Annotated in this window: 24 protein-coding genes; 14 read left to right on the plus strand and 10 right to left on the minus strand. The window is 35.7% G+C overall.

Translation table 11 applies throughout. The annotated features are described in order from the left end of the window. Positions 1-28: 28 nt before the first annotated feature. Positions 29-871, minus strand: a complete 843-nt coding sequence (locus ACPF63_RS07270; RefSeq protein ID WP_077416696.1) for a universal stress protein — start codon at positions 869-871, stop codon at positions 29-31. After that, positions 868-1,395: a MarR family winged helix-turn-helix transcriptional regulator gene (locus ACPF63_RS07275; protein ID WP_426483202.1), complete on the minus strand. Its 528-nt coding sequence runs from the start codon at positions 1,393-1,395 to the stop codon at positions 868-870. Before ACPF63_RS07275 ends, ACPF63_RS07270 begins: the two co-directional genes overlap by 4 nt. A 154-nt stretch (positions 1,396-1,549) precedes the next feature. Between ACPF63_RS07275 and ACPF63_RS07280 the strand changes: the two genes are divergently transcribed. Continuing rightward, positions 1,550-1,909 (plus strand): DUF488 domain-containing protein, encoded by a 360-nt coding sequence (locus ACPF63_RS07280; RefSeq protein WP_426482547.1) that lies wholly within the window; start codon positions 1,550-1,552, stop codon positions 1,907-1,909. A gap of 11 nt (positions 1,910-1,920) precedes the next feature. Here the strand turns inward: ACPF63_RS07280 and ACPF63_RS07285 are convergent, their stop codons facing one another. The 3 genes from ACPF63_RS07285 to ACPF63_RS07295 form a co-directional block, all read right to left on the minus strand. Next, positions 1,921-3,126 carry an MFS transporter gene (locus tag ACPF63_RS07285; RefSeq protein ID WP_077416700.1) on the minus strand — a complete coding sequence of 402 codons (1,206 nt, stop codon included), beginning with the start codon at positions 3,124-3,126 and terminating at the stop codon, positions 1,921-1,923. An 88-nt stretch (positions 3,127-3,214) separates the two neighbouring features. Continuing rightward, complete coding sequence (locus tag ACPF63_RS07290) at positions 3,215-4,129, minus strand: helix-turn-helix domain-containing protein (protein WP_047385402.1); 915 nt, start codon at positions 4,127-4,129, stop codon at positions 3,215-3,217. Between the two features lie 195 nt (positions 4,130-4,324). Next, the gene (locus ACPF63_RS07295; RefSeq protein ID WP_180563933.1) at positions 4,325-4,840 is read right to left on the minus strand and encodes a hypothetical protein; all 516 of its coding nucleotides are present in this window, start codon (positions 4,838-4,840) and stop codon (positions 4,325-4,327) included. A 117-nt stretch (positions 4,841-4,957) separates the two neighbouring features. On the opposite strand from ACPF63_RS07295, the gene ACPF63_RS07300 reads away from it, so the two are divergent. From ACPF63_RS07300 to ACPF63_RS07310, 3 genes are all read left to right on the plus strand, one after another. Continuing rightward, entirely contained in the window at positions 4,958-6,379 is a 1,422-nt protein-coding gene (locus ACPF63_RS07300; protein ID WP_426482548.1) for a PLP-dependent aminotransferase family protein, read from the plus strand. A 265-nt stretch (positions 6,380-6,644) separates the two neighbouring features. After that, on the plus strand, positions 6,645-6,821 hold the full coding sequence (locus ACPF63_RS07305; RefSeq protein ID WP_047377485.1) for a histone H1: 177 nt from the start codon (positions 6,645-6,647) through the stop codon (positions 6,819-6,821). Positions 6,822-7,193: 372 nt separating this feature from the next. Further along, entirely contained in the window at positions 7,194-8,765 is a 1,572-nt protein-coding gene (locus ACPF63_RS07310) for a M20/M25/M40 family metallo-hydrolase (RefSeq protein ID WP_426482549.1), read from the plus strand. Positions 8,766-8,822: 57 nt separating this feature from the next. Here ACPF63_RS07310 and ACPF63_RS07315 read toward each other — a convergent pair whose 3' ends face one another. From ACPF63_RS07315 to ACPF63_RS07325, 3 genes are read right to left on the minus strand one after another with little or no spacing between them, the layout of a single operon-like run. After that, complete coding sequence (locus ACPF63_RS07315) at positions 8,823-9,374, minus strand: RDD family protein (protein WP_426482550.1); 552 nt, start codon at positions 9,372-9,374, stop codon at positions 8,823-8,825. Next, positions 9,371-10,024 (minus strand): HAD family hydrolase, encoded by a 654-nt coding sequence (locus ACPF63_RS07320; protein ID WP_426482551.1) that lies wholly within the window; start codon positions 10,022-10,024, stop codon positions 9,371-9,373. The genes ACPF63_RS07315 and ACPF63_RS07320 overlap by 4 nt, the downstream gene beginning before the upstream one ends. Positions 10,025-10,066: 42 nt before the next feature. Next, the gene (locus ACPF63_RS07325; RefSeq protein WP_426482552.1) at positions 10,067-12,190 is read right to left on the minus strand and encodes a Tex family protein; all 2,124 of its coding nucleotides are present in this window, start codon (positions 12,188-12,190) and stop codon (positions 10,067-10,069) included. Positions 12,191-12,629: 439 nt separating this feature from the next. On the opposite strand from ACPF63_RS07325, the gene ACPF63_RS07330 reads away from it, so the two are divergent. Beyond that, a complete protein-coding gene (locus ACPF63_RS07330) occupies positions 12,630-12,941 on the plus strand; it encodes a hypothetical protein (RefSeq protein WP_077416713.1) in 312 nt (103 codons plus the stop codon). Positions 12,942-13,051: 110 nt separating this feature from the next. Then, on the plus strand, positions 13,052-13,729 hold the full coding sequence (locus ACPF63_RS07335; protein ID WP_180563927.1) for a YceI family protein: 678 nt from the start codon (positions 13,052-13,054) through the stop codon (positions 13,727-13,729). A gap of 91 nt (positions 13,730-13,820) precedes the next feature. Here the strand turns inward: ACPF63_RS07335 and ACPF63_RS07340 are convergent, their stop codons facing one another. Continuing rightward, a complete protein-coding gene (locus ACPF63_RS07340; RefSeq protein WP_180563926.1) occupies positions 13,821-14,177 on the minus strand; it encodes a hypothetical protein in 357 nt (118 codons plus the stop codon). A gap of 119 nt (positions 14,178-14,296) precedes the next feature. On the opposite strand from ACPF63_RS07340, the gene ACPF63_RS07345 reads away from it, so the two are divergent. The 7 genes from ACPF63_RS07345 to ACPF63_RS07375 all read left to right on the plus strand — a co-directional run bounded on the left by ACPF63_RS07345 (position 14,297) and on the right by ACPF63_RS07375 (position 21,804). After that, positions 14,297-14,548 (plus strand): DUF1294 domain-containing protein, encoded by a 252-nt coding sequence (locus ACPF63_RS07345; protein WP_077416719.1) that lies wholly within the window; start codon positions 14,297-14,299, stop codon positions 14,546-14,548. A 109-nt stretch (positions 14,549-14,657) separates the two neighbouring features. After that, positions 14,658-14,864, plus strand: coding sequence for a bacteriocin-like protein (locus ACPF63_RS07350; RefSeq protein ID WP_047385392.1), 207 nt, complete (start codon positions 14,658-14,660; stop codon positions 14,862-14,864). A gap of 136 nt (positions 14,865-15,000) precedes the next feature. Continuing rightward, positions 15,001-16,806 (plus strand): translational GTPase TypA, encoded by a 1,806-nt coding sequence (typA, locus tag ACPF63_RS07355; protein WP_077416721.1) that lies wholly within the window; start codon positions 15,001-15,003, stop codon positions 16,804-16,806. A gap of 129 nt (positions 16,807-16,935) precedes the next feature. Further along, positions 16,936-18,549: a glycoside hydrolase family 10 protein gene (locus tag ACPF63_RS07360; RefSeq protein WP_426482553.1), complete on the plus strand. Its 1,614-nt coding sequence runs from the start codon at positions 16,936-16,938 to the stop codon at positions 18,547-18,549. Positions 18,550-18,819: 270 nt separating this feature from the next. Then, positions 18,820-19,371: a ferritin gene (locus ACPF63_RS07365; protein ID WP_426482554.1), complete on the plus strand. Its 552-nt coding sequence runs from the start codon at positions 18,820-18,822 to the stop codon at positions 19,369-19,371. Between the two features lie 178 nt (positions 19,372-19,549). After that, a complete protein-coding gene (gene ychF / locus ACPF63_RS07370; RefSeq protein ID WP_426482555.1) occupies positions 19,550-20,641 on the plus strand; it encodes a redox-regulated ATPase YchF in 1,092 nt (363 codons plus the stop codon). An 83-nt stretch (positions 20,642-20,724) separates the two neighbouring features. Continuing rightward, a complete protein-coding gene (locus ACPF63_RS07375) occupies positions 20,725-21,804 on the plus strand; it encodes a hypothetical protein (RefSeq protein WP_426482556.1) in 1,080 nt (359 codons plus the stop codon). A gap of 98 nt (positions 21,805-21,902) precedes the next feature. Here ACPF63_RS07375 and ACPF63_RS07380 read toward each other — a convergent pair whose 3' ends face one another. Then, positions 21,903-22,061, minus strand: a complete 159-nt coding sequence (locus tag ACPF63_RS07380) for a hypothetical protein (protein ID WP_175627246.1) — start codon at positions 22,059-22,061, stop codon at positions 21,903-21,905. A 248-nt stretch (positions 22,062-22,309) separates the two neighbouring features. On the opposite strand from ACPF63_RS07380, the gene ACPF63_RS07385 reads away from it, so the two are divergent. Then, positions 22,310-23,248: a helix-turn-helix domain-containing protein gene (locus tag ACPF63_RS07385; RefSeq protein WP_426482557.1), complete on the plus strand. Its 939-nt coding sequence runs from the start codon at positions 22,310-22,312 to the stop codon at positions 23,246-23,248. The last annotated feature ends 62 nt before the right edge of the window (positions 23,249-23,310 follow it).

Below are 23,310 nucleotides of genomic sequence, written 5' to 3' on the forward strand. Positions count from 1 at the left end.
TTTTACGCATTCATTTTTAAAAACCTTATTATTTTAAAATAAGTACGGGCTGATGGGTGTTCTGGTAGATTCCCTCAGAAATACTTCTGCTTGCCAGATAATACAGAAAGCTATGCTGACCTGGCAAAGCTATAATAAGATCCGCTTCATTAGAGGCTGCAAAGGACAGAATTCCCTTAATAACATTTTCATCATGAGAATAATGAATACTGCTTGGAATCTCCGTTAAACGTTCACGAATATACTCTTCCAGCTCTCTTTTTTTGTCCTCATCCTCTTTCTCATTGGTATTGATATTCAAAAACATCAGACGTACATCCTGTTTGTGGATAACAGATTTGTGATGAAACAATCTTTCTAATCTTTTAATTCCCTTTATATCACAAGGAATAAATATATTTTTGATAGGAGTGTAGTGATAGCTGTTGGGAACAATTAAGGTCTTCACAGGACTCGTTCTTGCAATGCTGATAATATTCTCGGAAACAAAGCTCTCAGTAGAAGAAGTCTGGTCGTCACTTCCCAGGATAATCAGCTCTACAGAAGGCTGGTTTTTTAAAAGTTCATTGATGCTTCTGGTAAGAGCCCAGTCGCTTAATATCCTGGAAACTTTAATTTCAGGTGACTTTTCTGTAATAATACTGCTTAACTGATCAAATAGTGATTCTGTCCTTTGCAGTAAATTATTGACATTTTCTTCATTCACAAATGAATGTCCTTCTGCAATATGCAGATAATCAAACTCAGATTCTCCTGCTGTTTTGAGTAAGATAATGTTTTGATATTCGTAGGTTTTTGCCCAATCTGCGGCAACTCTTACTGCATTTTCCGTAGTTGATGTAAAATCAACGGGTACAAGGATTGTTCTCATATTGTATTATGTTTTGGTCCTGATTCTTCCAGGTTTGCTGTCATTTTTTTTACAAGAAGCAGCGCTTTGTAAATCTCTTCCATATCAATATCTCCAGCCGCTTTTTTGTAAAGATCCAATGCCCACGGATAAACGGTTTCTATAATCTGTTGACCTTTCGGAGTCAAAAAGACCTGTTTATTTCTTCTGTCATTTTTATCAGCAATCCGTTCAACAAGATCACGTTTTACAAGGCTGTTGATGAGATAAGTAATGCTTGATTTGTCTTTGCTTACTTTATTTCCTATTTCCTGCTGGTTGATACCATTTTTACGTGAAAGCAGGCCCAGAATTTCAATAAGTTCAAAAGAAAGATCCGGATCATATTCATTAATCGTGGTCTGAATCTTCTGTCGAAGCCGGCTTTTCATTTCACTCATTGCCAGGCCAAGCTCCAGAGCCAGTTCTGATATATTGTTCTGTTTTTCAGGCATGTTGTATAATAATGATATGGCAAGGTAAGAGGTGGTCTGAAAGAATTTCATCACTGCTTACCCTAACAAATATACGAAAAATTAGTTTTAATTAAAACTAATTGAAAATAAAGTATTCTACAGCAAGAGATAAGAAATAGGAAAACAGGCGCACAGGAACAAATTTTGTAGTCTGATAACTTAGAAGTTTTTAAAAACAAGAATAATGTCTGTAATTGCGTTAAAAAGAGTATATGAAATTCCATCTCCAAACGATGGCTATCGTGTATTGGTAGACCGTTTGTGGCCAAGAGGACTTTCTAAAGAAAATGCCGATCTCAATGAGTGGGAGAAAGATCTGGCACCATCAACAGAGTTAAGACTATGGTTTCATCATTCAGTTGAATTATGGACAGAATTTTCGGAAAAATATAGGAAAGAACTCCATGAAGCTGATCTTGGCAAAGACTTTCTGAAACGCCATAAAGATCAGGAAAAAATTACACTTCTATATGCCGCAAAAGATGAAGAACATTGCCATGCAATTATATTAAAAGAATATCTGGAAAGTATAAAACAGAAGTGAAAAAGCAGAGATTAAATCCCTGCTTTTTCTTTTTTTACGGCTTTATTCATGATGATGATGATTCCGAAAAGGAAACATGCGATGATCAGATAACGCCAGGAAAGGTCTTTTTGTTCATTAACAGTTCCACTTACCGAAATGATAAAACTCGTTATTGAAGTGATTACATATACCAATCCACCCATCAATCCGCCAGCTGTTCCTGCATTTTTAGGAAAGTAAAGCATACTTGTCGTAAAAAAGGAGGTAAATAAAATTCCGGAACAGATGTGAATAAAAAAGGCAAAAGGAATCATAATGAAAAGGCTTTCTGCAAAATAGCTCGTGATAATCAGCCCTGCAATCAGGATAAGCTGAAGCAGGATAGGCTGTAGTATTCTTGGTTTGAAATCAAGGGTCAGTCTACGCTTCCCGATAAAACCTCCAATCATCCATGAGAACCCCAGGATTAATGTACAGTATCCGATAACTACGGGTGTAAAATGGAAGGTATTTTCAATAATAAACGGTCCGGTAATATTAAATAACATAACAATAGAGTAGCTCAATCCCAAAATGAAAATTCCCAGCATGAAAATCCTGTTTTTAAGCATCATTTTATAAAGACTGATATTCTCCGAAAGATCCAGTTTCTTTTTCTGAGGAAGGCTTTCTTCACTAAAGAACCACTCAAACAAGAACAAAAATCCGGCATAGGCAGCCAGAAAATAAAAGTTAGCATGCCAGTTAAAAATTTTCTCAAGATAACCTCCGAGGAACGGAGCCAGAATAGGACCGCATGACCAGACAATCGTAAAGTAACTCAAATAATGTTTTACCCTCTCTGCATCATAAATATCTACAAAAATAGCACGCGTAGCCACAACAAGAACCGAAACTGCAGCACCCTGAAGAATACGAAGCAGACAAATCAATAAAATACTGTTGGTCATCGTAATTAAAATACTCGTCAGGATCAATAAGAACAATGCAATCAATTTCGGACGGTAGCGGCCGATACTATCCAGAATTCCTCCTACAAACAATTGAGAAATTCCGTAGCTCAGCAGATATGAGGTCAGAGTGATCTGGATATCTTTTTCTGAAACCATCATTTCTTTGGCCATAGAAGGGAACGATGGTAAATATATATCCGTGACAAATCCCGAAAGCGGGATAGACACGAAAGCCATAATGGTAATTAATCTGATTCTTTTTTCAGATGCTTCTCTCAACATGTTCATTCATTTTTTACTATGCAAAAATAAGTCAAGAAATATGAAAGTGAATTTTAAAAGACAAAGTAAAAATTACAAAAATCAAATATTAGGATAAATTCTTAAATTTTAATGGTGAAGTCCGGGCATGTTTTTTAAAAAAGTTATTAAAATGAGCAGGCTGATCAAAACCTAATGTATAGCCAATTTGAGCGATATCCCAATTGGTATACTTCAGCAGGTTTTTAGACTCTTCAAACATCTTTTCTTTAATAATCTGTGTTGTAGTAAGATGAGTTACAGATTTCACCGAGGAATTCAGATGATTGACATGCACATTAAGATGATCAGCGAAGTCCGAAGGAGTTTTTAACGCAAGCGGATAAGCAGGGGAGTCCAAAGGAAACTGTTTGTTGAGTAGTTCATCAAATAATCTGTATAAACGCACGTTTGCAGGAAGTTCATTAGGATTGATGTCCTCCACGCGGTTTTCCAATGCCAGATGCATAACAGAAGCCAGGTTGCTTTTGATACTGCTGCAACGGAAAGGATAGGCCGAATTATTCATTTTGTAAATCTGATCAAAATAGAGGGTGGCCAGCTGGGTCTGCTCTTCGGTCAGAAAAACTACCGGCTTGCTCCATTCTTTGAACATTGAAGTCTTTTTGAACAGATTAAATTCTGAATTTCCATTAAAAAATTCCTGATTGAACAGACAGAAATACCCTTCTTGGAGATCGCTGTCACACTCCCAGGAGTAGGGAATGCTTGGAGAAGGAAAGAATAATGCCGGACGGTCAATGTACAGCTGATGGGTGCCATAATGAATAGTCCCTTTTCCAATGATAAAGCTAATTTTATAATAATCACGGCGGTTGTAAGGACTCTTAAAACTGCAGTACTTCCGCATCGAAATGTTGAAGTGGGATTTACCCATTTCAAAATCCTCAGAATCAAACATCTTGATCTGGTTCTTACGAATACGTTTGTAATAATCCTCTATAGTTTCCAGCTGATCACTCATAAGTAAAAAATTATAAAAATCAAAGATAGACAAACTATTACTCATTTAAAATTATTTTAAGTGAGATAATAAAAATAAGAATAATAGCTTTCCTCAATATCATCAATATAAAAAAGATCTATTGATGATGAGATATACGTAAGTGCTATAAAATATACGCAAAATCTGTAAAATCAGTGGTTAAAAAAGATTGTACTAGCCTTTATTAATCTCCAACTCTAAAATATGTGATGGAAGCTGAAATGGGCCAGCTTTCGAACTGATAGTAGGTACAAACCCAGACTCTTTTAAAAATTCCGAAAGCGGATTATGATCAAGCATATTAATCCAAAGGATATCTGTGAAGCTCACAGCTGATCTGCATTTTTTCCAAAGTGACTGCCTTGTTTCAGGAAAATCAAACGCTGAAAGAATCACAAAACTTATTTCTGTTGCTCTTTTTCCATCCGGTATGCCAGGATGCAGAGAACCACTTTTGATGATACTGTATCCGACAGGTTTTTGATCTGCATACGTCATGATCAGCTGATTGGAAAGATCATTCAGGTCGTTGATCATTTTTCTCGGATCTATTTCATTGTGAATATATTTTTTAATGTTTTCCTCACTTACAAAGTCTTTATGCAGTGTATAAACGGAAGAATCAATAATGGTTATAAGATCAGAAATTCCCTCTTCAGAACCTACTGTAAATTTTGAAATGATATCCATGGGATCTTTTTTATTCAAAATTATAAGATTAATCCGTTCAAAAAGGATACAGTTCGCTAAAATATCATCGGTACAGAAATGTATTTTTGTAAATTTGTTCAGTACAGTTGATGTGTTATGGCGAAATCTTATAAGTACGAAATTTTTACGACAGTCATTGAGAAGCAAATCCACAGTGGGATTTTGCAGGAAAAAGACAGGCTTCCTTCTGTTCGGGAAATTAAAGAAAAATATAAGCTTAGTACAAGTTCTGTACAAAGTGGTTTTGAATACCTTATGATTAAAGGTTTAATCAGGAGTTATCCAAGGTCAGGATATTTTGTTGCAGAAATTCAGGAAGAGAATATTCCGGAAATCAGAACAAAACTGCCTGTTGTAGTAAGAGATGCAGAATTTATGAAAAGTATGATGCTTACTTCCAAAAGGACTTCGGAATCCAGTTCTTTCAACACAGCTGTTCCCGGAGATTTGCTGATCCCGCAGAAACTCATCCTCAGAACGATGCAGGAAGTGATTCGTGAAAAAGGAGCTTCATTGCTCAGGTATTACCCGCCAAATGGTCTGGAAACATTAAGGAAACAGATTGCAAAACAAATGGGAACTTACGGCAGTACTTTAAATCCTGATGAAATAATCATTACAGACGGTGCACTACAGGCACTCACAATCGCTTTGAAATTGGCCACCAAAGCTGGAGACGTGGTCGCTGTTGACAGTCCGTGTGTGTTTTCCGTACTTGAAGTAATTGCTCATCTGGAACTGAAAGTGATAGAGATTCCCATACACTACAGAAGCGGTTTTGATACGGAATATTTCAGAACAGTCTGTCAGGAAAATAACATCCGCGCTCTTGTTATAACTCCGAATTTTCATAATCCAACAGGAATGATGATGGATGATGAAACAAAAAAAGAAATTCTTGGTATTGCAAAAACTCATCAGTTGTGTATCATTGAAAATGATATGTATTCCGATCTTTATTTCGATGAACAAAGACCCCACTCTATAAAAAGCTTGGATAAAAACGGAAGCGTGATGACCTATTCATCATTTTCAAAAACATTGGCACCGGGAATACGTTTAGGCTTTCTTTGTGCTGGAAATTTTTATGCAAAATCTGAAAGAGTCAGGTTTACATTAGGGCGGACGGTTTCACCCATTTATCAGGAACTGGTTTTGAAACTGCTGCAAGGAAGCAGTTATGAAAGACATTTGCGTTCATTCCGGAAAAAGCTCAACCAGCAGGCTATTCAGGTGTTGGATGCTTTAAGAAGTTCCTTCCCCGAAGGTTGTTATTTTCACAGACCTCAGGGCGGATATACTATTTGGGGGAGGCTTCCGGAGAATACAGATATGGAAAAGTTCTATGAATACTGTGAAAAGCACCAGATTTTATTTACTCCCGGGAACACTTTTTCTTTTACAGATAAATATCAATTTCATTTCCGGATTGTTTTTGCAGAGCGGATTACTTCTGAAAGTATTATTTTATTACAGAAAGCAGGTGAAAAGGCTCGGGAATTGTTTCTTGCAACATAAGAACTTTATTCAAAGTAAAAGATCTAAAAATGAAGATTTAGAAACCCAAATAATGAAAAAATAAGCGAAATAAAATTCCTTTCAGAAGTCCTCAGATAAGGGTTGTAATCGTGTTCTATGATCGTTTTCAGGTGCTAAACTATCCAAAAATGCACTTTTATAGAGGTGAAAGTGAATATTTTAGCCATTTAGCTTAAACTTTTTTCACTCCAGCTAGGCTGGAATCGCCATAAAACCTATATTTGCAGCCTAAATTTTTAAATAAATGAAAGAACTAATTGAAAAAATCAACGCAGAATTTGAAGCGTTCACAACTGAGGCAAACCAACAAGCAGAAAAAGGTAACAAAGCAGCTGGTACAAGAGCTCGTAAAGCAGCTTTAGAACTAAGCAAACTGTTCAAAGACTTCAGAAAAGTTTCTGTAGAAGAAGCTAAAAAATAATTTACTTTTAGCCGGCTTTTAAAGCCGGCTTTTTTATCCCCTCAATACAATACGTTTTTGGATTTGAAATAGGGTGAAAACTCCCGGTTTATGAGTTTTTTTACTGTAATTCAATATTCAAAATTAAATACTTTAAGCATAACTCTTGCTTTCCTTACACTTCTGAATATATATACGCGACTAACTAATTTTAATCCAAACATCATTAAAGCTGTCATATTGATAGTTTTTTATGAATTATAATTTTCAGTGGATTTCTGTTATTATTTTCATGTGAAAATATAGATAATATCATTAGAAAACCTCTTTTTTAGGCTTATTTTTTCATCATCTCCCTAATTTCCTTTATCTTTAAACCAATCAATATATATTATGAGGATAAATAGATTTTTTGCAGTGCCTGCAGTAGTGCTGGCTGCCCAGTTTTCCTGGGCTCAGGTAAAGGTGGACCCAAAAGAAAGGCTAAACCCTATCGTAAAAAGTTTTGTAGATGAAGTAAATAATAATTCCCAGCTGGAAAACCTGGCATCTGAACTGCTTGACGGGATCGGACCGCGTCTTGTAGGAACTCCCGAAATGCTTGCAGCTAACGAATGGAGTGCTGGTAAACTTCGTTCATGGGGAGTAGATGCCAATCTTCAGCAGTTTGGAACATGGAAAGGATGGCAGAGAGGTACTACTCATGTTGATATGACATATCCGCGTGTAAAATCTCTGGCTGCTACACAGCTTGCATGGAGCCCGGCTACTAAAAAAGCAATTGAGGCAGAAGTTATTATTCTTCCAAAAGTATCTTCCAAAGCAGAATTTGAGCAATGGCTACCTTCTGCAAAAGGAAAAATAGTGCTGATGGCACAATACCAGAAAATCGGACGTTCTGATGAGCAGATCAAAGAATTTGCTACACCGGAATTGTATGAAAAACTTAAAGCAGAGAAAGAACAGGCGGCTAAAGATTTTGCTGCTTTTATAAAAAATATCGGATATGACAATAACAGCCTTCCAGAAGCTTTGGAGAAAGCAGGGGCGGCAGGAATTGCTATTTCAAACTGGACAGGAATCATGGGGGCTAACAGAATTTTTGGTGCCAAAACAACCAAAATTCCAATGATTGATATTGATGTGGAAGATTACGGAATGCTTTACAGGATGGCAGAAAAAGGTACTCAACCTAAAATAAAAATTGATGCCCAGTCTAAAATACTTCCTGAAGCCAAAAGCTTTAATACGATCGGAATGATCAAAGGAAAAGAAAAACCTGATGAATACGTTATTCTTTCTGCTCACCTTGATTCGTGGGACGGAGCTCAGGGCGCTACAGATAATGGAACAGGAACAATCACCATGCTGGAAACCATGAGAATTCTGAAGAAATATTATCCTAATAACAAGAGAACTATCGTAATCGGACTTTGGGGAAGCGAAGAGCAGGGATTAAACGGTTCAAGAGGTTTTGTGGCGGATAATCCTCAGATTATTAAAGGAGTGCAGGCTGCGTTTAATCAGGATAACGGGACCGGACGTGTTGTCAATATCAGCGGTCAGGGGTTTGTAAAAGCTTATGACTATGTAGGAAGATGGCTGGATGGGGTTCCAAAAGCGGTAAGAAATCATATTAAAACGGATTTTCCTGGAATGCCTGGTGGAGGAGGTTCTGATCATGCTTCATTTGTAGCAGCAGGAGTTCCCGGAATTTCTTTGGGTTCTCTGAACTGGGGTTATTTCGGATATACATGGCATACCACAAAAGATACCTATGACAAAATTGTTTTCGATGAGGTGAAAAATAATGTGATTTTAACTGCAGCATTAGCTTATATGGCTTCCGAAGATCCTGAATTCAGCAACAGGGAAAAGAGGGTAATGCCTCAGGATGATAAAGGGGAAACGGTAAAATGGCCGGAAGTAAAAGAGCCTAGAAGAAGTTCTAAAGATTATAAATAAAATTCTATTCTAACAGTAGAATTAGAAAATAAAAAGGCTGCCTCAATGGGCAGCCTTTTATTTTTTTTGCAGAAGCATTTCTCGTACTTCTTTTACTTTGTTTTCTTTTACGATATGGGTTTTACAGATCTTGTTATTCAAATGCATACTGAAGTTCATTTGAGTGCCTTGTGTTTCCCAGGTGTGGCTAGGCGGCGGAGTGTAATCCGTTAAAATCGGGCAAAAGTTGGCCAGACACAATATATTTCTTACCAATGATTTTATAAAACCCGGTTGATTTCCATGGTCATCAAGGATTGTAAGCTTAAAAATTTTCTTGCCTAAGGTCGTTCCGAAATACCATTCACAAAGTGTTCCTGATATAATTACACAGGGAATTGAAAGAATGATACCAAGAATAACAGGTAAATGGAATGTGAAGACGAATATCATGAAAAAAGGAATCATGTCTATCACCTTGGCAAAAAAACGTTCTGTTTCATTTCTTTTATGAGTAGGAGTATAAGGAAAGTCATACTCGAATTCATTATAGATTCTGTTTCCTAATTCATCAAAGGATCGGGTTGGTCTGCGAATAATTCTCTTCTCTTTAAGCTCAGAAATCTTCATTGTTTTGTACTATCGGAAATATGGGGTATTAAGTCCGAAAACGTAAGAATTGATGGTTCATAAAGTGAATCAGTCAGCTTTCCGAATCCATATTTGCAGAAAATAAACGGTAATCCATTTGTCAGTGCGGAATCATAATCAGTTTGGGTATCACCAATATATATGGAATCTTCAAGGGTTAAATGATTTCTTTCCATGAGGAGCTGTATATTTTCAGATTTTGTTTTTTGCGTCCGTCCATGAGATTCAAAATCAACGAACAGATTATTGAACTGATAATAGTCTAAAAATGATTCAATATAACCATTCTGGCAGTTGCTTACGATAAACAGAGAGTGGGTGTTAGCCAGGTTTCTCAAAGTATTTTCTACGCCCTCATATAAAATTCCTCCTTGTATGTGCAGTATTTCATTTTCTTTGGCAACAATTTCAGAGAGAAGCTCCTGAGCTTGCAGATTTGAAATGCCCGGAATAATATCTTTTACAATATCATGAGCCAATAATCCCATATATTGATCCATATCTTCAGGTTTAAGTTCTCTTTGGATCAATTGATGCCTGCCTAAAACTTCATTCCATATTTTAATGATTGTCGCTCTGGAATCCCATAATGTTCCGTCAAGATCGAAAATTAAATTCTTTGTGTTCAAAATAAATATTTTGTGGTTTATACTTTAATTTACAGCCGAAAATTACAAAATCATGCTCAGCTGCACTCTTTTTCTCGCCTCATCTACTTCTGTTACCTTTACACGTACATGCTGGTGAAGTTTTACTACTTCATTGACATCCGATACAAAGCCGTCTTTCAACTGGGAAATATGAACCAATCCGCTTTCTTTTATTCCAAGATCCACAAAACATCCAAAAGCCGTAATATTATTGACAATTCCGGGAAGAATCATGCCTGTTTTTAAGTCTTTAATGCTTTTAACTGTAGGATCAAACTCAAATACTTTGGCAGCTTTTCTTGGATCCAGACCCGGCTTTTCAAGCTCTTTTAAAATATCCTTGATTCCTAAGATCCCGATTTCTCCTGTGATATAGCTTTCCGGTTTTACCAGAGCTATTTTTTCTTTATTGGCAATCAGCTCATCAGTTTTAATGCCTAAGTCTTTGGCTATTTTTTCTACAATTCCATAAGCTTCAGGATGTACAGCGGAATTATCCAGTGGGTTTTTGGCATTCGTAATTCTTACAAATGCAGCTGCTTGCTGGAAGGCTTTTTCTCCAAGTCTAGGAACTTTTTTAAGCTGTTTTCTGTCTTCAAATGCTCCGTTTTCAGCACGATAATTGACAATGTTTTCAGCCATTTTCTCTCCAATTCCGGAAACATAGCTTAAAAGCGATTTACTTGCTGTATTTAAATTAATTCCCACAGAATTTACACATTTCATCACTGTAGAATCCAGTTCATTTTTCAGTTGAGTCTGATCTACATCGTGTTGGTATTGTCCAACCCCAATAGATTTGGCATCAATCTTTACCAATTCAGCCAGCGGATCAGAAAGTCTTCTTCCGATGGAAACGGCTCCACGCACTGTTACATCATAGGTTGGAAACTCTTCCCTTGCAATTTTACTGGCAGAATACACTGATGCTCCGGCTTCTGAAACTACAAAAACCTGCAACAGCTTATCGAAAGCAATCTTTTTAATGAAAAATTCTGTTTCACGGCTTGCCGTTCCGTTACCAATGGAGATCGCTTCAATATTATAAGCATTTACCATAGAACGGATCTTTTTCATAGCCATCCCGCTTTCATTCTGTGGAGCGTGAGGGTAAAGAGTTTCGTTGTGCAGTAAGTCTCCTTTTTCATCCAGGCACACTACTTTGCATCCGCTTCGGTATCCCGGATCTATTGCCAGAATTCTTTTCTCCCCCAAAGGAGGAGCCAGTAGAAGTTGGCTTAAGTTTTCAGAGAAAATCTCAATCGCTTTTTTATCTGCTTTTTCTTTGGCTTTCTGTAGAGCTTCATTGGAGATAGCAGGTTCCAGAAGTCTTTTATAGCTGTCTTTTATCGCTATTGCAATTTGTTCTGAACTTTCATTATTGGATTTGATAATAGCTTTCTCAATAAAATCGATGGCTTCTTCCTTATCGATCCCTACATTCGTTTTTACAAAACCTTCAGCTTCTGCTCTTAACATCGCCAGAAGTCTGTGAGAAGGTGTTCTGCTGAGACTTTCTTCCCATTCGAAATATTGGGAGAATTTTTGGGCGTCTTCCTCCTCTTTTTTAGCTTTTACAACTTTGGAGGTAACAACCGCCTTACGCTGAAAGAGTCTGCGGAGATTCTTGCGGACATACATATTTTCGTTGATCCATTCTGCCATGATGTCTCTGGCACCCTGAAGCGCTTCTTCTTCAGAGGAAACTTCATCATTCAGATATTTTGAAGCCAGAAACTGAATGTCATTATTTTTCTGACTCATAATGATCCTTGCCAAAGGTTCCAATCCTTTTTCCTTGGCGGTATCAGCTTTTGTTTTTTTACGTTTTTTGAAAGGCAGATAAAGGTCTTCCAGCTCCTGAATATCAAAGCTGTCTTCAATTCTCTGTTGAAGCTCAGGGGCTAAAGCATTCTGCTCTTCTATAGATTTTAAGATAGACTCTTTTCTTTTGACAATGTCTTCAAACTGCTTACTGATCTTTGAGATCTGTTCGATCTGTATTTCATCAAGATTTCCGGTTTTGTCTTTTCGGTAACGCGAAATAAAAGGAATAGTGCAGTCTTCTGCTAATAATTGTAAAGTATTGTTGATGCTCTTCTCAGAAATATTGAGCTGTTTTTGTATAAATTCTACGGTCGTCATTGTTCTGTTTTCGGATAGCTAAAATAGCGTTTTGGAATGAGAAAAAAATAAAATACAGCTATAAAAAAGCCTGATTACAACAAAATGCAATCAGGCTGTAATAATAAACTTAAAATTAATTAAGGCAGTACTTCATTATAATAAAGCGGAGTATCATTGTTTTTATCATATCCTATTATAATAACTTTATACTTCTTTGCATCATCATTGTTGTAAAACTGTACTTATAAACAATGAAGATTATATAAAGATTTAAGTTTAGACAAATCGTTGGTGTAAGTTTATGGTTTCCTGTATTAAATAAATTAAAAATCTATCTTCGGCCTTTATGAATGTAATCTTAAGTGATTGAAAATTAATTTTTAAATTTCTATTTACTGTGGTTTTGTATTTAAATATTTTACTTAGTTTATGTTTTTATAATATCAAAACTAATAACATGAAAAAAATATTTACATTATTCATTTGCTGTTCTTTTTTAGCGTCTTGTTATCAAAGAGAGCCTGAAGAGCCTAAAATATGCAAGTGTAAGGTACAGGAGTATGAACGGATTGTTGTATTAAAAAATGAACATGATGGCAGTTATACAGATTATTCTGATACAGGATGGATTGCTAAAGGTGATCTTCAGGAAGACAATGCTGAAGATTGCTTTAGAAATGAAACGGTAAAGAATCAGGAATTCTCTAGCAGCTATGACTCACAATACAGAAGAGAGGTGTCTCGTAAATGGGTTTACAATTGCAAATAATATATAATTTTGTATTTCTTGATGTATGATAAGATGCCTCCAAATAGGTTTTTCTATTTTTGTACCCGAAAACAACAAAATTTCAATAAACTTTTTTAAAACAGTTCAATATGAAAAAAATTAGCGTAATTGCATTAGTAGGAGTAGGATTGCTTTTGGCATCATGTAATAAAGGAAAAACTGCAGATACTGCTGCTACAGCTCAGGAACAAACCGTAGCAGAGAGCAAAGGTGAAACACTTGCAGTAGATACAGTAGGTTCAGTAGTAAACTGGAAAGCTTTCCATAAAGGAGGTATGGCACCTCGTTGGGGAACACTTACTGTAAAATCTGGAGATATCAGTGTTGACGGAGGTCAGGTTTCCGCAGGAAACTTCGTAATCGATATGAACTCTATTAAGGTAGATCCGGCTTCAGTAACAGAAAAAGATAAAAAACCTGCAGACCTTGAAACTCACTTGAAAACTCCTGATTTCTTTGATACAGCGAAAAACCCTACCTCAGATTTCAAAATTACAAGTGTTGTAGATTTGAAAGAAGCACCGAAAGATGCAGTAGCAGGAGCTAATAAAACAGTAAGCGGAAACCTTACATTATCAGGAAAGACATTGAATGTTACTTTCCCTGCTAAAGTAGATGTAGCAGAAAATTCAGCGGCTATTCAGGCTAAATTTACTGTAAACAGAGCTGATTGGGGACTTAAGTTTGGTACTTCAGAAGCAGATCCGGCAGAATGGATGATCAGCAAAGATATCGAGATTGCTATCGATGTAAAAGCTAAAAAATAAGTTATTTAAACTTTAATAACGAATGAGCTGTCTTGATTAAGGCAGCTCTTTTTATTTTTAAAACCATTCTTTTACCCTTTTTAAAAAGAAATCAGTTCAAAATTTTTGAATTCTGAATTCTCACACAATATTCACTCCCTAGATACAGAGGATTACCATGTTTTTCAGACCAGAAACCATCCAGTATATCCTTACTTAGACAGCGGTATACAGCAACTCCTTTATAGATGCTATGATCGTCTCCTTCATAATTGAAGTTGATGACTAAAATATGGTCTTTGTAAAATCCTGTACCATTTTGCAGATGATCACCAATAACCCATTGAGCAATAATACGGTTGTTTTCATCTATGGATAAGGTTAATATACCATGATAAGAAGCCTGCGAAGCCTCTTCCTGGTTGCTTCCTTCAATAGCATAGCTTCCCGCCAGATCGTGTACTGTCATTAATTTGTTTTTTTTAACGGAGGGCAAATTTAAATAATCTTATTCTGTATCTTGATTTAAATTCCGGGATTTTCCTATATATAAATTAAACTTTATTTTTGTTTTAAATTAATTTTAAAATGATTCCTTTTCTATTCATAGCTAATCTGATTACATTTGGTGTCTTCGGTTTTGATAAATGGCAAGCCAAAAAACAGCAATGGAGAATTTCAGAAAATATGCTTTTAGGAATATCTCTTATAGGTGTTGTAGGAGCAGCCTCTGGAATGATTATTTTCAATCATAAAGTTTCCAAAAAATCATTTCTTGTGAAATTTTTTATTGTGGTTTTAATTGACCTGGTACTTTTTTACAGATTGATAAGATATTGATATAAAGTAAGCTATGCTGTTTTTTTTAATGTTAAATATTGTAATAAATAATTGTTGTTACGTTTTTTTTAATAATTTTATCAGGCTAATAACAAATAAATAAAACAACATGAGAAATCTTAGAAAAATTTCCAGAACTGAAATGAAATCAGTTCAGGGAGGAATCATTAAAGGAATGGTGAGATGTAAAGATGCAGATACATGTGCTGTAAGATGGGGTTGGGGAACAGGATTTTCCAGCAATTGTGGTGAATTTGACATTATTTGTGGAGAACCGCCTGCAGTAGATCCATGTGAAGTACAAATCTGTATATAGATAGACTAAAGGGTGTTTTTGGAACACTCTTTTTTATTGTCTTGTAAATAAGTATTTTAAACATAATATTAAATATTTGTATAAGTAAATATTTTTTCATTAAAAATCACTACTTTTGCACCCGTAAAAATCTTTTATGCAAAACATTAGAAATATTGCGATTATCGCACACGTTGACCACGGGAAGACGACTTTGGTTGACAAGATCATTCACGCTACCAACATTTTCAGAGAAAATCAGGAGAGTGGGGAGTTAATTATGGATAACAACGATCTTGAAAGAGAAAGAGGGATCACAATCTTATCCAAGAATATTTCTGTTACTTATAAAGACACAAAAATTAACGTAATTGATACTCCTGGTCACGCCGATTTTGGTGGAGAAGTAGAAAGAGTATTGAAAATGGCTGATGGAGTTATTTTGTTGGTAGATGCGTTCGAAGGACCAATGCCACAAACAAGATTCGTACTACAGAAAGCATTGGAACTAGGATTGAGACCATTAGTGGTAATCAATAAAGTAGATAAACCAAACTGCCGTCCTGACGAAGTTCACGATAAGGTATTTGACTTATTCTTCAATCTTGAAGCTACAGAAGAGCAATTGGATTTCCCTACATTCTATGGATCTTCAAAACAAGGTTGGTTCAACACTTCTTTAGAGCAAACTGAAGATATTATGCCATTATTAGATGGTATTTTACAATATGTTCCTGAACCGAAAGTAACGGAAGGAAGCCTTCAGATGCAGATTACTTCATTAGATTTCTCTTCTTTCTTAGGAAGAATTGCAATTGGAAAAGTAACAAGAGGTGAACTTAAAGAATCTCAATGGATCGGTCTTGCTCAGGCAGATGGAAAAATTGTAAAAGGAAAAGTAAAAGAACTATACGTTTTCGAAGGATTAGGGAAGAAAAAAGTAACTGAAGTACAAGCAGGAGATATCTGTGCTGTAGTAGGTTTTGATGCTTTCCAGATTGGAGACTCTTTCGTAGATCTTGAAAATCCTGAACCATTGGAAAGAACTGCAATTGATGAGCCTACGTTGAACATGACGTTCTCTATCAACAATTCACCTTTCTTCGGTAAAGACGGTAAATATGTTACTTCAAATCACCTTAAAGAAAGATTATACAAAGAATTAGAGAAAAACTTAGCATTAAGAGTTCAGCAGACGGATGATGCAAACACTTTCTTGGTTTTTGGTAGAGGTATTCTTCACTTGTCAGTTTTAATTGAAACAATGAGAAGAGAAGGTTACGAAATGACAATTGGTCAGCCACAGGTTATCTTGAGAGAAATCGACGGAGAAAAATGTGAGCCTTATGAATCTTTGGTTGTTGACGTTCCTGAAGAATATGCTTCAAGAGTTATCGACTTGGCAACTCAGAGAAAAGGAGACCTTCACATTATGGAAACTAAAGGTGAAATGCAGCACATGGAATTCGAAATTCCTTCAAGAGGTTTGATCGGATTGCGTTCTCAAATGTTGACAGCTACTGCAGGTGAAGCTATTATGGCACACCGTTTCACAGAATATAAGCCTTTCAAAGGAGCTATTCCTGGAAGAAGTAATGGTGTATTGATCAGCAAAACTCAAGGTCCAGCTACAGAATATTCTATCGCTAAATTACAGGATAGAGGTAAGTTCTATGTTGATCCAGGTGAGGAGATCTATGCAGGTATGGTTATCGGTGAGCAAAATAAGCCAGGTGATTTGGTAGTAAACATCGTTGAAGCAAAACAGTTGAATAACATGAGAGCTTCTGGAAAAGATAAAGATACAGGTGTTGCACCAAAAATATTATTCTCTCTTGAAGAATGTATGGAATACATCCAGGCTGATGAAGCAATTGAGGTAACTCCAAACTTTATCAGAATGAGAAAGAAATTACTTTCTGAAGAAGAAAGAAAAAGAGTAGAAAGATCTGCAAAAGCATAATAAAAATCTTATACATAAAATCAAAGCCTCGATTTTCGAGGCTTTTTCTATATAAACCCATTAAAATGCTTATTTTGGCATAATAATCTCTGACAAATAAAAAATAAATTTTAAAGTAGTGTTGTGACTATGAGAATGAATAAATTAAAACTTATCGTTTTATTGGGCGTTTTTGCATCTTACACCTCATGTTCCGTACAGAACAATGTTGTAAAAACACCTTCCACGAAGAATCCAACAAAACCCACTAACAATACAGCCCCACCAAAAGCGCCTGTTGTAATAACAAAACCAACTACAGGGACAACAACTCCAACTGAAGAAAATTTCAGAACCAATCTTCCGGAAATCAAAAGAGAATTCCGTGGAGCATGGATCGCGAGTGTAGCCAATATCAACTGGCCGTCAAGAAATGATCTTACGGTGGAACAGCAAAAAGCAGAAGCAATCAGTATGCTTGATATGTTGAAAGATAACAATTTCAATGCTGCTATTTTTCAGATCAGACCTTCTGCAGATGCCCTCTATACAAGTAATATTGAACCCTGGTCTTACTTTCTGACCGGCGAAACAGGAAAGGCACCTTCTCCGAACTATGACCCACTTCAGTTTTGGATAGAAGAAGCTCATAAAAGAGGCTTGGAACTGCATGTCTGGTTAAATCCTTATCGTGCACACCATGCCAATGGTGGTGCCGTGAATAGTCTGTCAATGGCCAATAAACTGTCCGATATTGTTTTAAGATTAAAAAACGGGATGTACTGGTTTGATCCTGCTAATCCAAAAACACAAGGGCACGTATCCAATGTGGTGAAAGATATTGTAAAAAGATACGATATTGATGCCGTTCACTTTGATGATTATTTCTATCCTTATGCCACCTATAACAGAGGTGCAGATTTTCCTGATAATGCAACATGGAACGCTTATGTAAGCAGTGGCGGTACCTTATCCAGAGCAGATTGGAGAAGAGATAATGTGAATAAATTTGTAGAACGTATTTACAAAGAAATTCATGCAGAAAAAAATAATGTAAGATTCGGGATCAGCCCGTTCGGAATATGGAAACCTGGATATCCTGCAGGAGTTGTGGGATCTTCACAGTATGACGAGCTGTATGCAGATGCTAAATTATGGCTAAATAAAGGTTGGGTAGATTATTTTTCACCACAACTTTACTGGCCCATCGACTCCAAAGGACAGAGTTTTGAAGCCCTGTTAAGCTGGTGGCAGTCTGAAAATACTATGAACCGTCACTTATGGCCGGGATTAAATACTGTTGAGATCAAAGTATCAGACCGTCCCACGGAAATCAAAAATCAGATTGCAATTTCCCGAAATATTCTGAAAAATGATGCCGGAGAAATTCACTGGAGTATTGCCGGGCTTACGAAAAATCCAAATATGCTGCCTGCTTTGAAAAGCGGACCGTACAGTGAAAAAGCATTAGTACCAAAATCGCCATGGATAAAAGCTGTCCCATTGCAAACTCCTACATTGTTTATTGCAGACAACGGAAGCTTCGCACAGACAAGCTGGAGTACGAAAAATGCTGCTGATGTTTTTCAGTGGGTTCTTTTTACACAATACAATGGAGTATGGCAAACGGAAATTTTGACGTTAGATACCCTTTCAAAAGACATTCCTAAATTTAAAGACGGTAAAAAGCTGAGTGCAGTTGCTATAAAAGCCATTGACAGATTAGGAAATGAAAGTGATTATATCGCCAGAAAAATTAAATAGTATTTTTTGATAAAAGGCAAAAAAGTTAATTTGAAAATTTCTATCTACTATTAGTCATTACGAACCGTAAGAGGAAGCAATCTCAATTATAAATTTAAAAACCAGTTCTCAAGTAGAACTGGTTTTTATTTTAGAATAACTATAAATTATTAATTTAAAATAATGATTTTCAATTAAATAAAAATGTAAATAAATAATTATATTTAAAATATAAATTGCATCGGAATCATTTTTGCATGATTCATCCCATAATCACCAAAATATAACATTATGAATACTAAAAGACTTTCCACCAATATGGAAAAAGCACTTAGTGACCAGATGAATAAGGAGATTCATGCATCACACGTTTTTTTATCTTATGGAATTTGGGCCGATGATAAAGGCTATCAGGGAATTGCCAACTTTCTTTACCGTCATGCCCAGGAAGAACGAAATCACTCAATCAAATTCATGGAATACATTTTAAACAGAGGTGGAAAACCAAAAGTAAACGCTATTCCTGCTCCTCCTGCAGATCCGAAATCTCTTACAGCTTGTTTTGATGGCGTTTTTAAACATGAAGTTGACAATACAACCGCTATTTACAGAATTGTAGATCTTTCCATGGAAGAAAAAGACTGGGCAACCTGGAATTTTATGCAGTGGTTTGTACAGGAACAGATTGAAGAAGAAACATTAGCTCAAAACTTAATTGATAAATTAAAAATCGCTGGTGGTGACAGAGCTACCGATGAATCTTTATTTACTTTAGATAAAACTTTACAGGAAGCACCGAATGATGTCCCGCTGGCTCAGAATGCTACGGGAAATAATCCATAAAACAGCCGGTGAATCCGAACCTTTAGGAAATCTGTCAGAATATTGACAGATTTTTTTATTATGAAACTCCCTCAAAAATCACTATCTTTGCACACTCGTAATTCAAGGTTCAGAGTTCAATGTTTAAAGTTGGAGAAACCTTGGGTTGCCCTAAACCTTAAACTTTGAATTTTACAATATGAAATGTGGAATCGTAGGCCTGCCGAATGTAGGTAAATCAACTCTTTTTAACTGTTTGAGTAATGCAAAAGCTCAATCAGCAAATTATCCTTTCTGTACTATTGAGCCGAACCTTGGGACGGTTTCTGTACCGGATCAGAGACTTTTTGAACTGGAGAAAATCGTAAAACCTGAGAGAGTTTTACCAGCGGTAGTTGAGATTGTTGATATTGCAGGTCTTGTAAAAGGAGCCAGCAAAGGAGAAGGATTGGGGAACCAGTTCTTGGCTAATATCCGCGAGTGTGAAGCAATCATTCACGTTTTAAGATGTTTTGATAACGGAAATATCATCCACGTTGAAGGTTCAGTAGATCCTTTAAGAGATAAAGAAATTATTGATATAGAGCTTCAGCTGAAAGACCTTGAAACAGTAGGAAAAACAGTTGAAAAAGCTAAGAAATTCATCAAGTCAGGAAAGAAAGAAGATATCCTTACTTATGAAACGCTTCAGAACCTACAGAAATTCCTTGAGGATGGTAAAAATGCAAGAGAATTTGCGACTGATGATTTTGCAAAATCAATTATCGGAGAAGTTCAGTTGCTAACCAATAAGCCTGTACTTTACGTTTGTAACGTAGATGAAAATTCTATCAAAAACGGAAATGATTGGATTGCTAAGATTGAAGAAATGGCTAAAGGTGAAGGTGCTGAAGTAGTAGTATTGGCAGCACAGATCGAGGCTGATATCAATGAGCTTGAAACTTTTGAAGAAAGAGAAATCTTCCTTGATGAGTTGGGTCTTACTGAGCCGGGAGTTAACCGTTTGATCAGAAAAGCTTATGATCTTTTGAAACTTCAGACTTATTTTACAGCCGGAGTGAAAGAAGTAAGAGCCTGGACTATTGGACAGGGATGGACCGCTCCACAGGCTGCAGGAGTAATCCATACAGACTTTGAAAAAGGATTTATCCGTGCAGAAGTAATCAAGTATAATGATTATATCCATTACGGTTCTGAAGTAAAGATTAAAGAAGCCGGAAAACTTTCTGTAGAAGGTAAAGAATATATAGTACAGGATGGAGACATCATGCACTTTAGATTCAATGTATAAGAAAATATTAAAGTTCGTTTATAATAAAAAACGCTTCCATGTATTTGGGAGCGTTTTTTGCATTCATGAGCTAAACTTTTACTATGAGAATCTTTTATTTCGCTATTCCTATCTTATTTTTCTCCTGCTCCCAATCCATAGAAAAAAAGTGCTTTGTCAATCACAGAGATCAGGTATTTGAAGATTATAAAGAGCAGAAGCCTTATACCATTCAACAGATATTGAACGAGAAACCTGATTATCTTGAAATTATAAATCTTAAAGAATACAGGAGTTTTAAGGAAGACAGTATAGTAAGTCATGCCAATATCAGTTCTGAAGAGTCTGAAAATATATTTAATAGACAGGACAAAGAATTTAAAATAGTAAGGGATAAATTTTCAGATCAGTTTTTATATTATTCTCAGCAGCAGGCAGGAAATATTCTGTACGCTTTAGGACGAAATAGCATGGGATTCTGGCTGCTGAAAATTGAAAATAATATACCTAAGGCTTATTTTATAGGATTGAGCTTTAGCCATTATTATATAAATGAAATGCTGGAAATGCCCATCATCAAAGACGGGTTTCTTCAATTTGAAGGAAGTCTTGTGAAAATCATAAAGATAGTGGGACTTCCGGGTTATGATGATTATTCAGCGATGGAAGATGGAAAATTATTTAAAATAAATTTAAAAGACCTGATGAAAGATTCAGATAACGATGGTTACAATGATATTTTTGAAAAAAGTTTTGGTTTAAACCCTGATAGTAAGGATACAGATGGTGACGGAATCAAAGATTTTGATGATATGAATCCTATGTTTGCATCTGAAAAGAATAAATTTACCCAGCTCTATGAATTGTTGCTGCCAAATTATGGAATGACAAATATGAAAAAATTACATTATACATTCCATATTTATAAGAATGATTGTGATTACTTCCACCAGATCAATCCTGAAATCAGAGTATTATTTATACCTGAAGAAAAAAACAATCAAACCTATTATACCAGAATAACCGATGTCATTGAGGAAGATATTTCCAAAATTCAAACCAATGATCAGGATCCAAATGTATTTTATATCTATGAATCAGGCAGCAGTTTTACAAATGATTATGCAGCAGAATATGTAGAAGGTAAATGGATTCTAAAGAATATTGGAGGTATTGTTATCTAATAGATGCGGAAATAAAATTAAAAAAGTCACTCCCTTGCTGGGAAGCGACTTTTTATAATGATAAAAGCTTTTATTCAGCTTTTTCGTTGTGCTGGTTATTAAATTTCGATACCAGGCTGGCATTGTAATTCTGCACAGGCAAAAGAAAATTTCTTACAAGTCAGATCTGGAAGAAGACACATTTCTTTTCCTCCGGTAATTACTCTTAATTGTTTTTTGTTCAATTTTTTTCCGTTAGTTAAATTTTGATTTTTCATTAGTTTTGATTTTTAGTGAGTTAGTGCTAGCGAATGTAAGAAAAATAAATGAAGTATATCACTGTGTTTAGAAAAAAAGAATAATTTTTTAATGAAATATTTTAATATTGGTTATTGATTTTACATTAAATCAATAAGTCTGCAGAGTTTTTCAATATATGAATAAGATGTTTTATTTTGAAAATGTAATCAATTTGAAACAGGCTGTTTCATAAGTTCGTATATTTGAATTTTACAAATCATCTGCCATGGAAAAAGTAGCAAATACCTCACTGGAAGATTTTTATAAAGAGATGGCCGCCAAATTAGGTAAAGATCTCGAAAGTATTTTTCCAAAAGGACTTCATAAAGATATCGGACACTTTAATGTTTTTGATATTGCCCAGACACTCGAAAGAGCAAAGACTACTTCCGAAATGCCTTATAACAGAAGGAAATACTATAAAATAAGTTTTATACGAGGGCGAAACAGGGCAGAATATGCTGACAAAGTAATATCAATAAAACAGAACGCCTTATTATTCGCCACTCCAAAAGTTCCGTACCATTGGATACCTGAAGATGCTGATCAGTCGGGGAGTTTCTGTGTATTTACAGAAGACTTTTTCATTAAAGATAAATCCTATTATAATCTCGAAGATCTCCCTATTTTTCAACCTGGAGGAGTACCTGTATTTGAAATTGACGATGAGCTTGCAGAAGAGATAGAAGGCCTCTTTAAAAAAATTAAAAAAGAGATAGATTCAGATTATGTTTTTAAATATGACCTGATCAGAAACTATGTTCTGGAACTGATTCATTATGGACAGAAATTGCAGCCGGCTACCAAAATATCCGCATCAAATGATGCATCTATGAGAGTGGTTTCTCTGTTTATAGAGCTGTTAGAAAGACAATTCCCTATTGAATCCTGGGACCAGAGACTGCAGCTGAAGACCGCGAAAGATTATGCAGACCGACTGGCGGTTCATGTCAATTATTTAAACAAAAGATTAAAAGAAAGCACCGGAAAAACGACTACAGAATTTATCTCTGACCGAATCACTCAGGAAGCAAAAATACTCTTAAAACAGACCAAATGGAACGTCTCAGAGATATCCTATGCTCTGGGGTTCGAAGAAATTGCCCACTTTTCTAATTTTTTTAAAAGGAAAACTTCCTTTACCCCGTTAGAATTTCGTTCCTGATTTGAATTTTGCAAATTTCAGATTGATTCAAGCAAACACTTCAGTCTGAAAATGTCCCAACT

The organism is Chryseobacterium sp. R2ACT005 (assembly GCF_049949215.1).
In the GTDB taxonomy this organism is placed as follows: Bacteria; Bacteroidota; Bacteroidia; order Flavobacteriales; family Weeksellaceae; genus Chryseobacterium.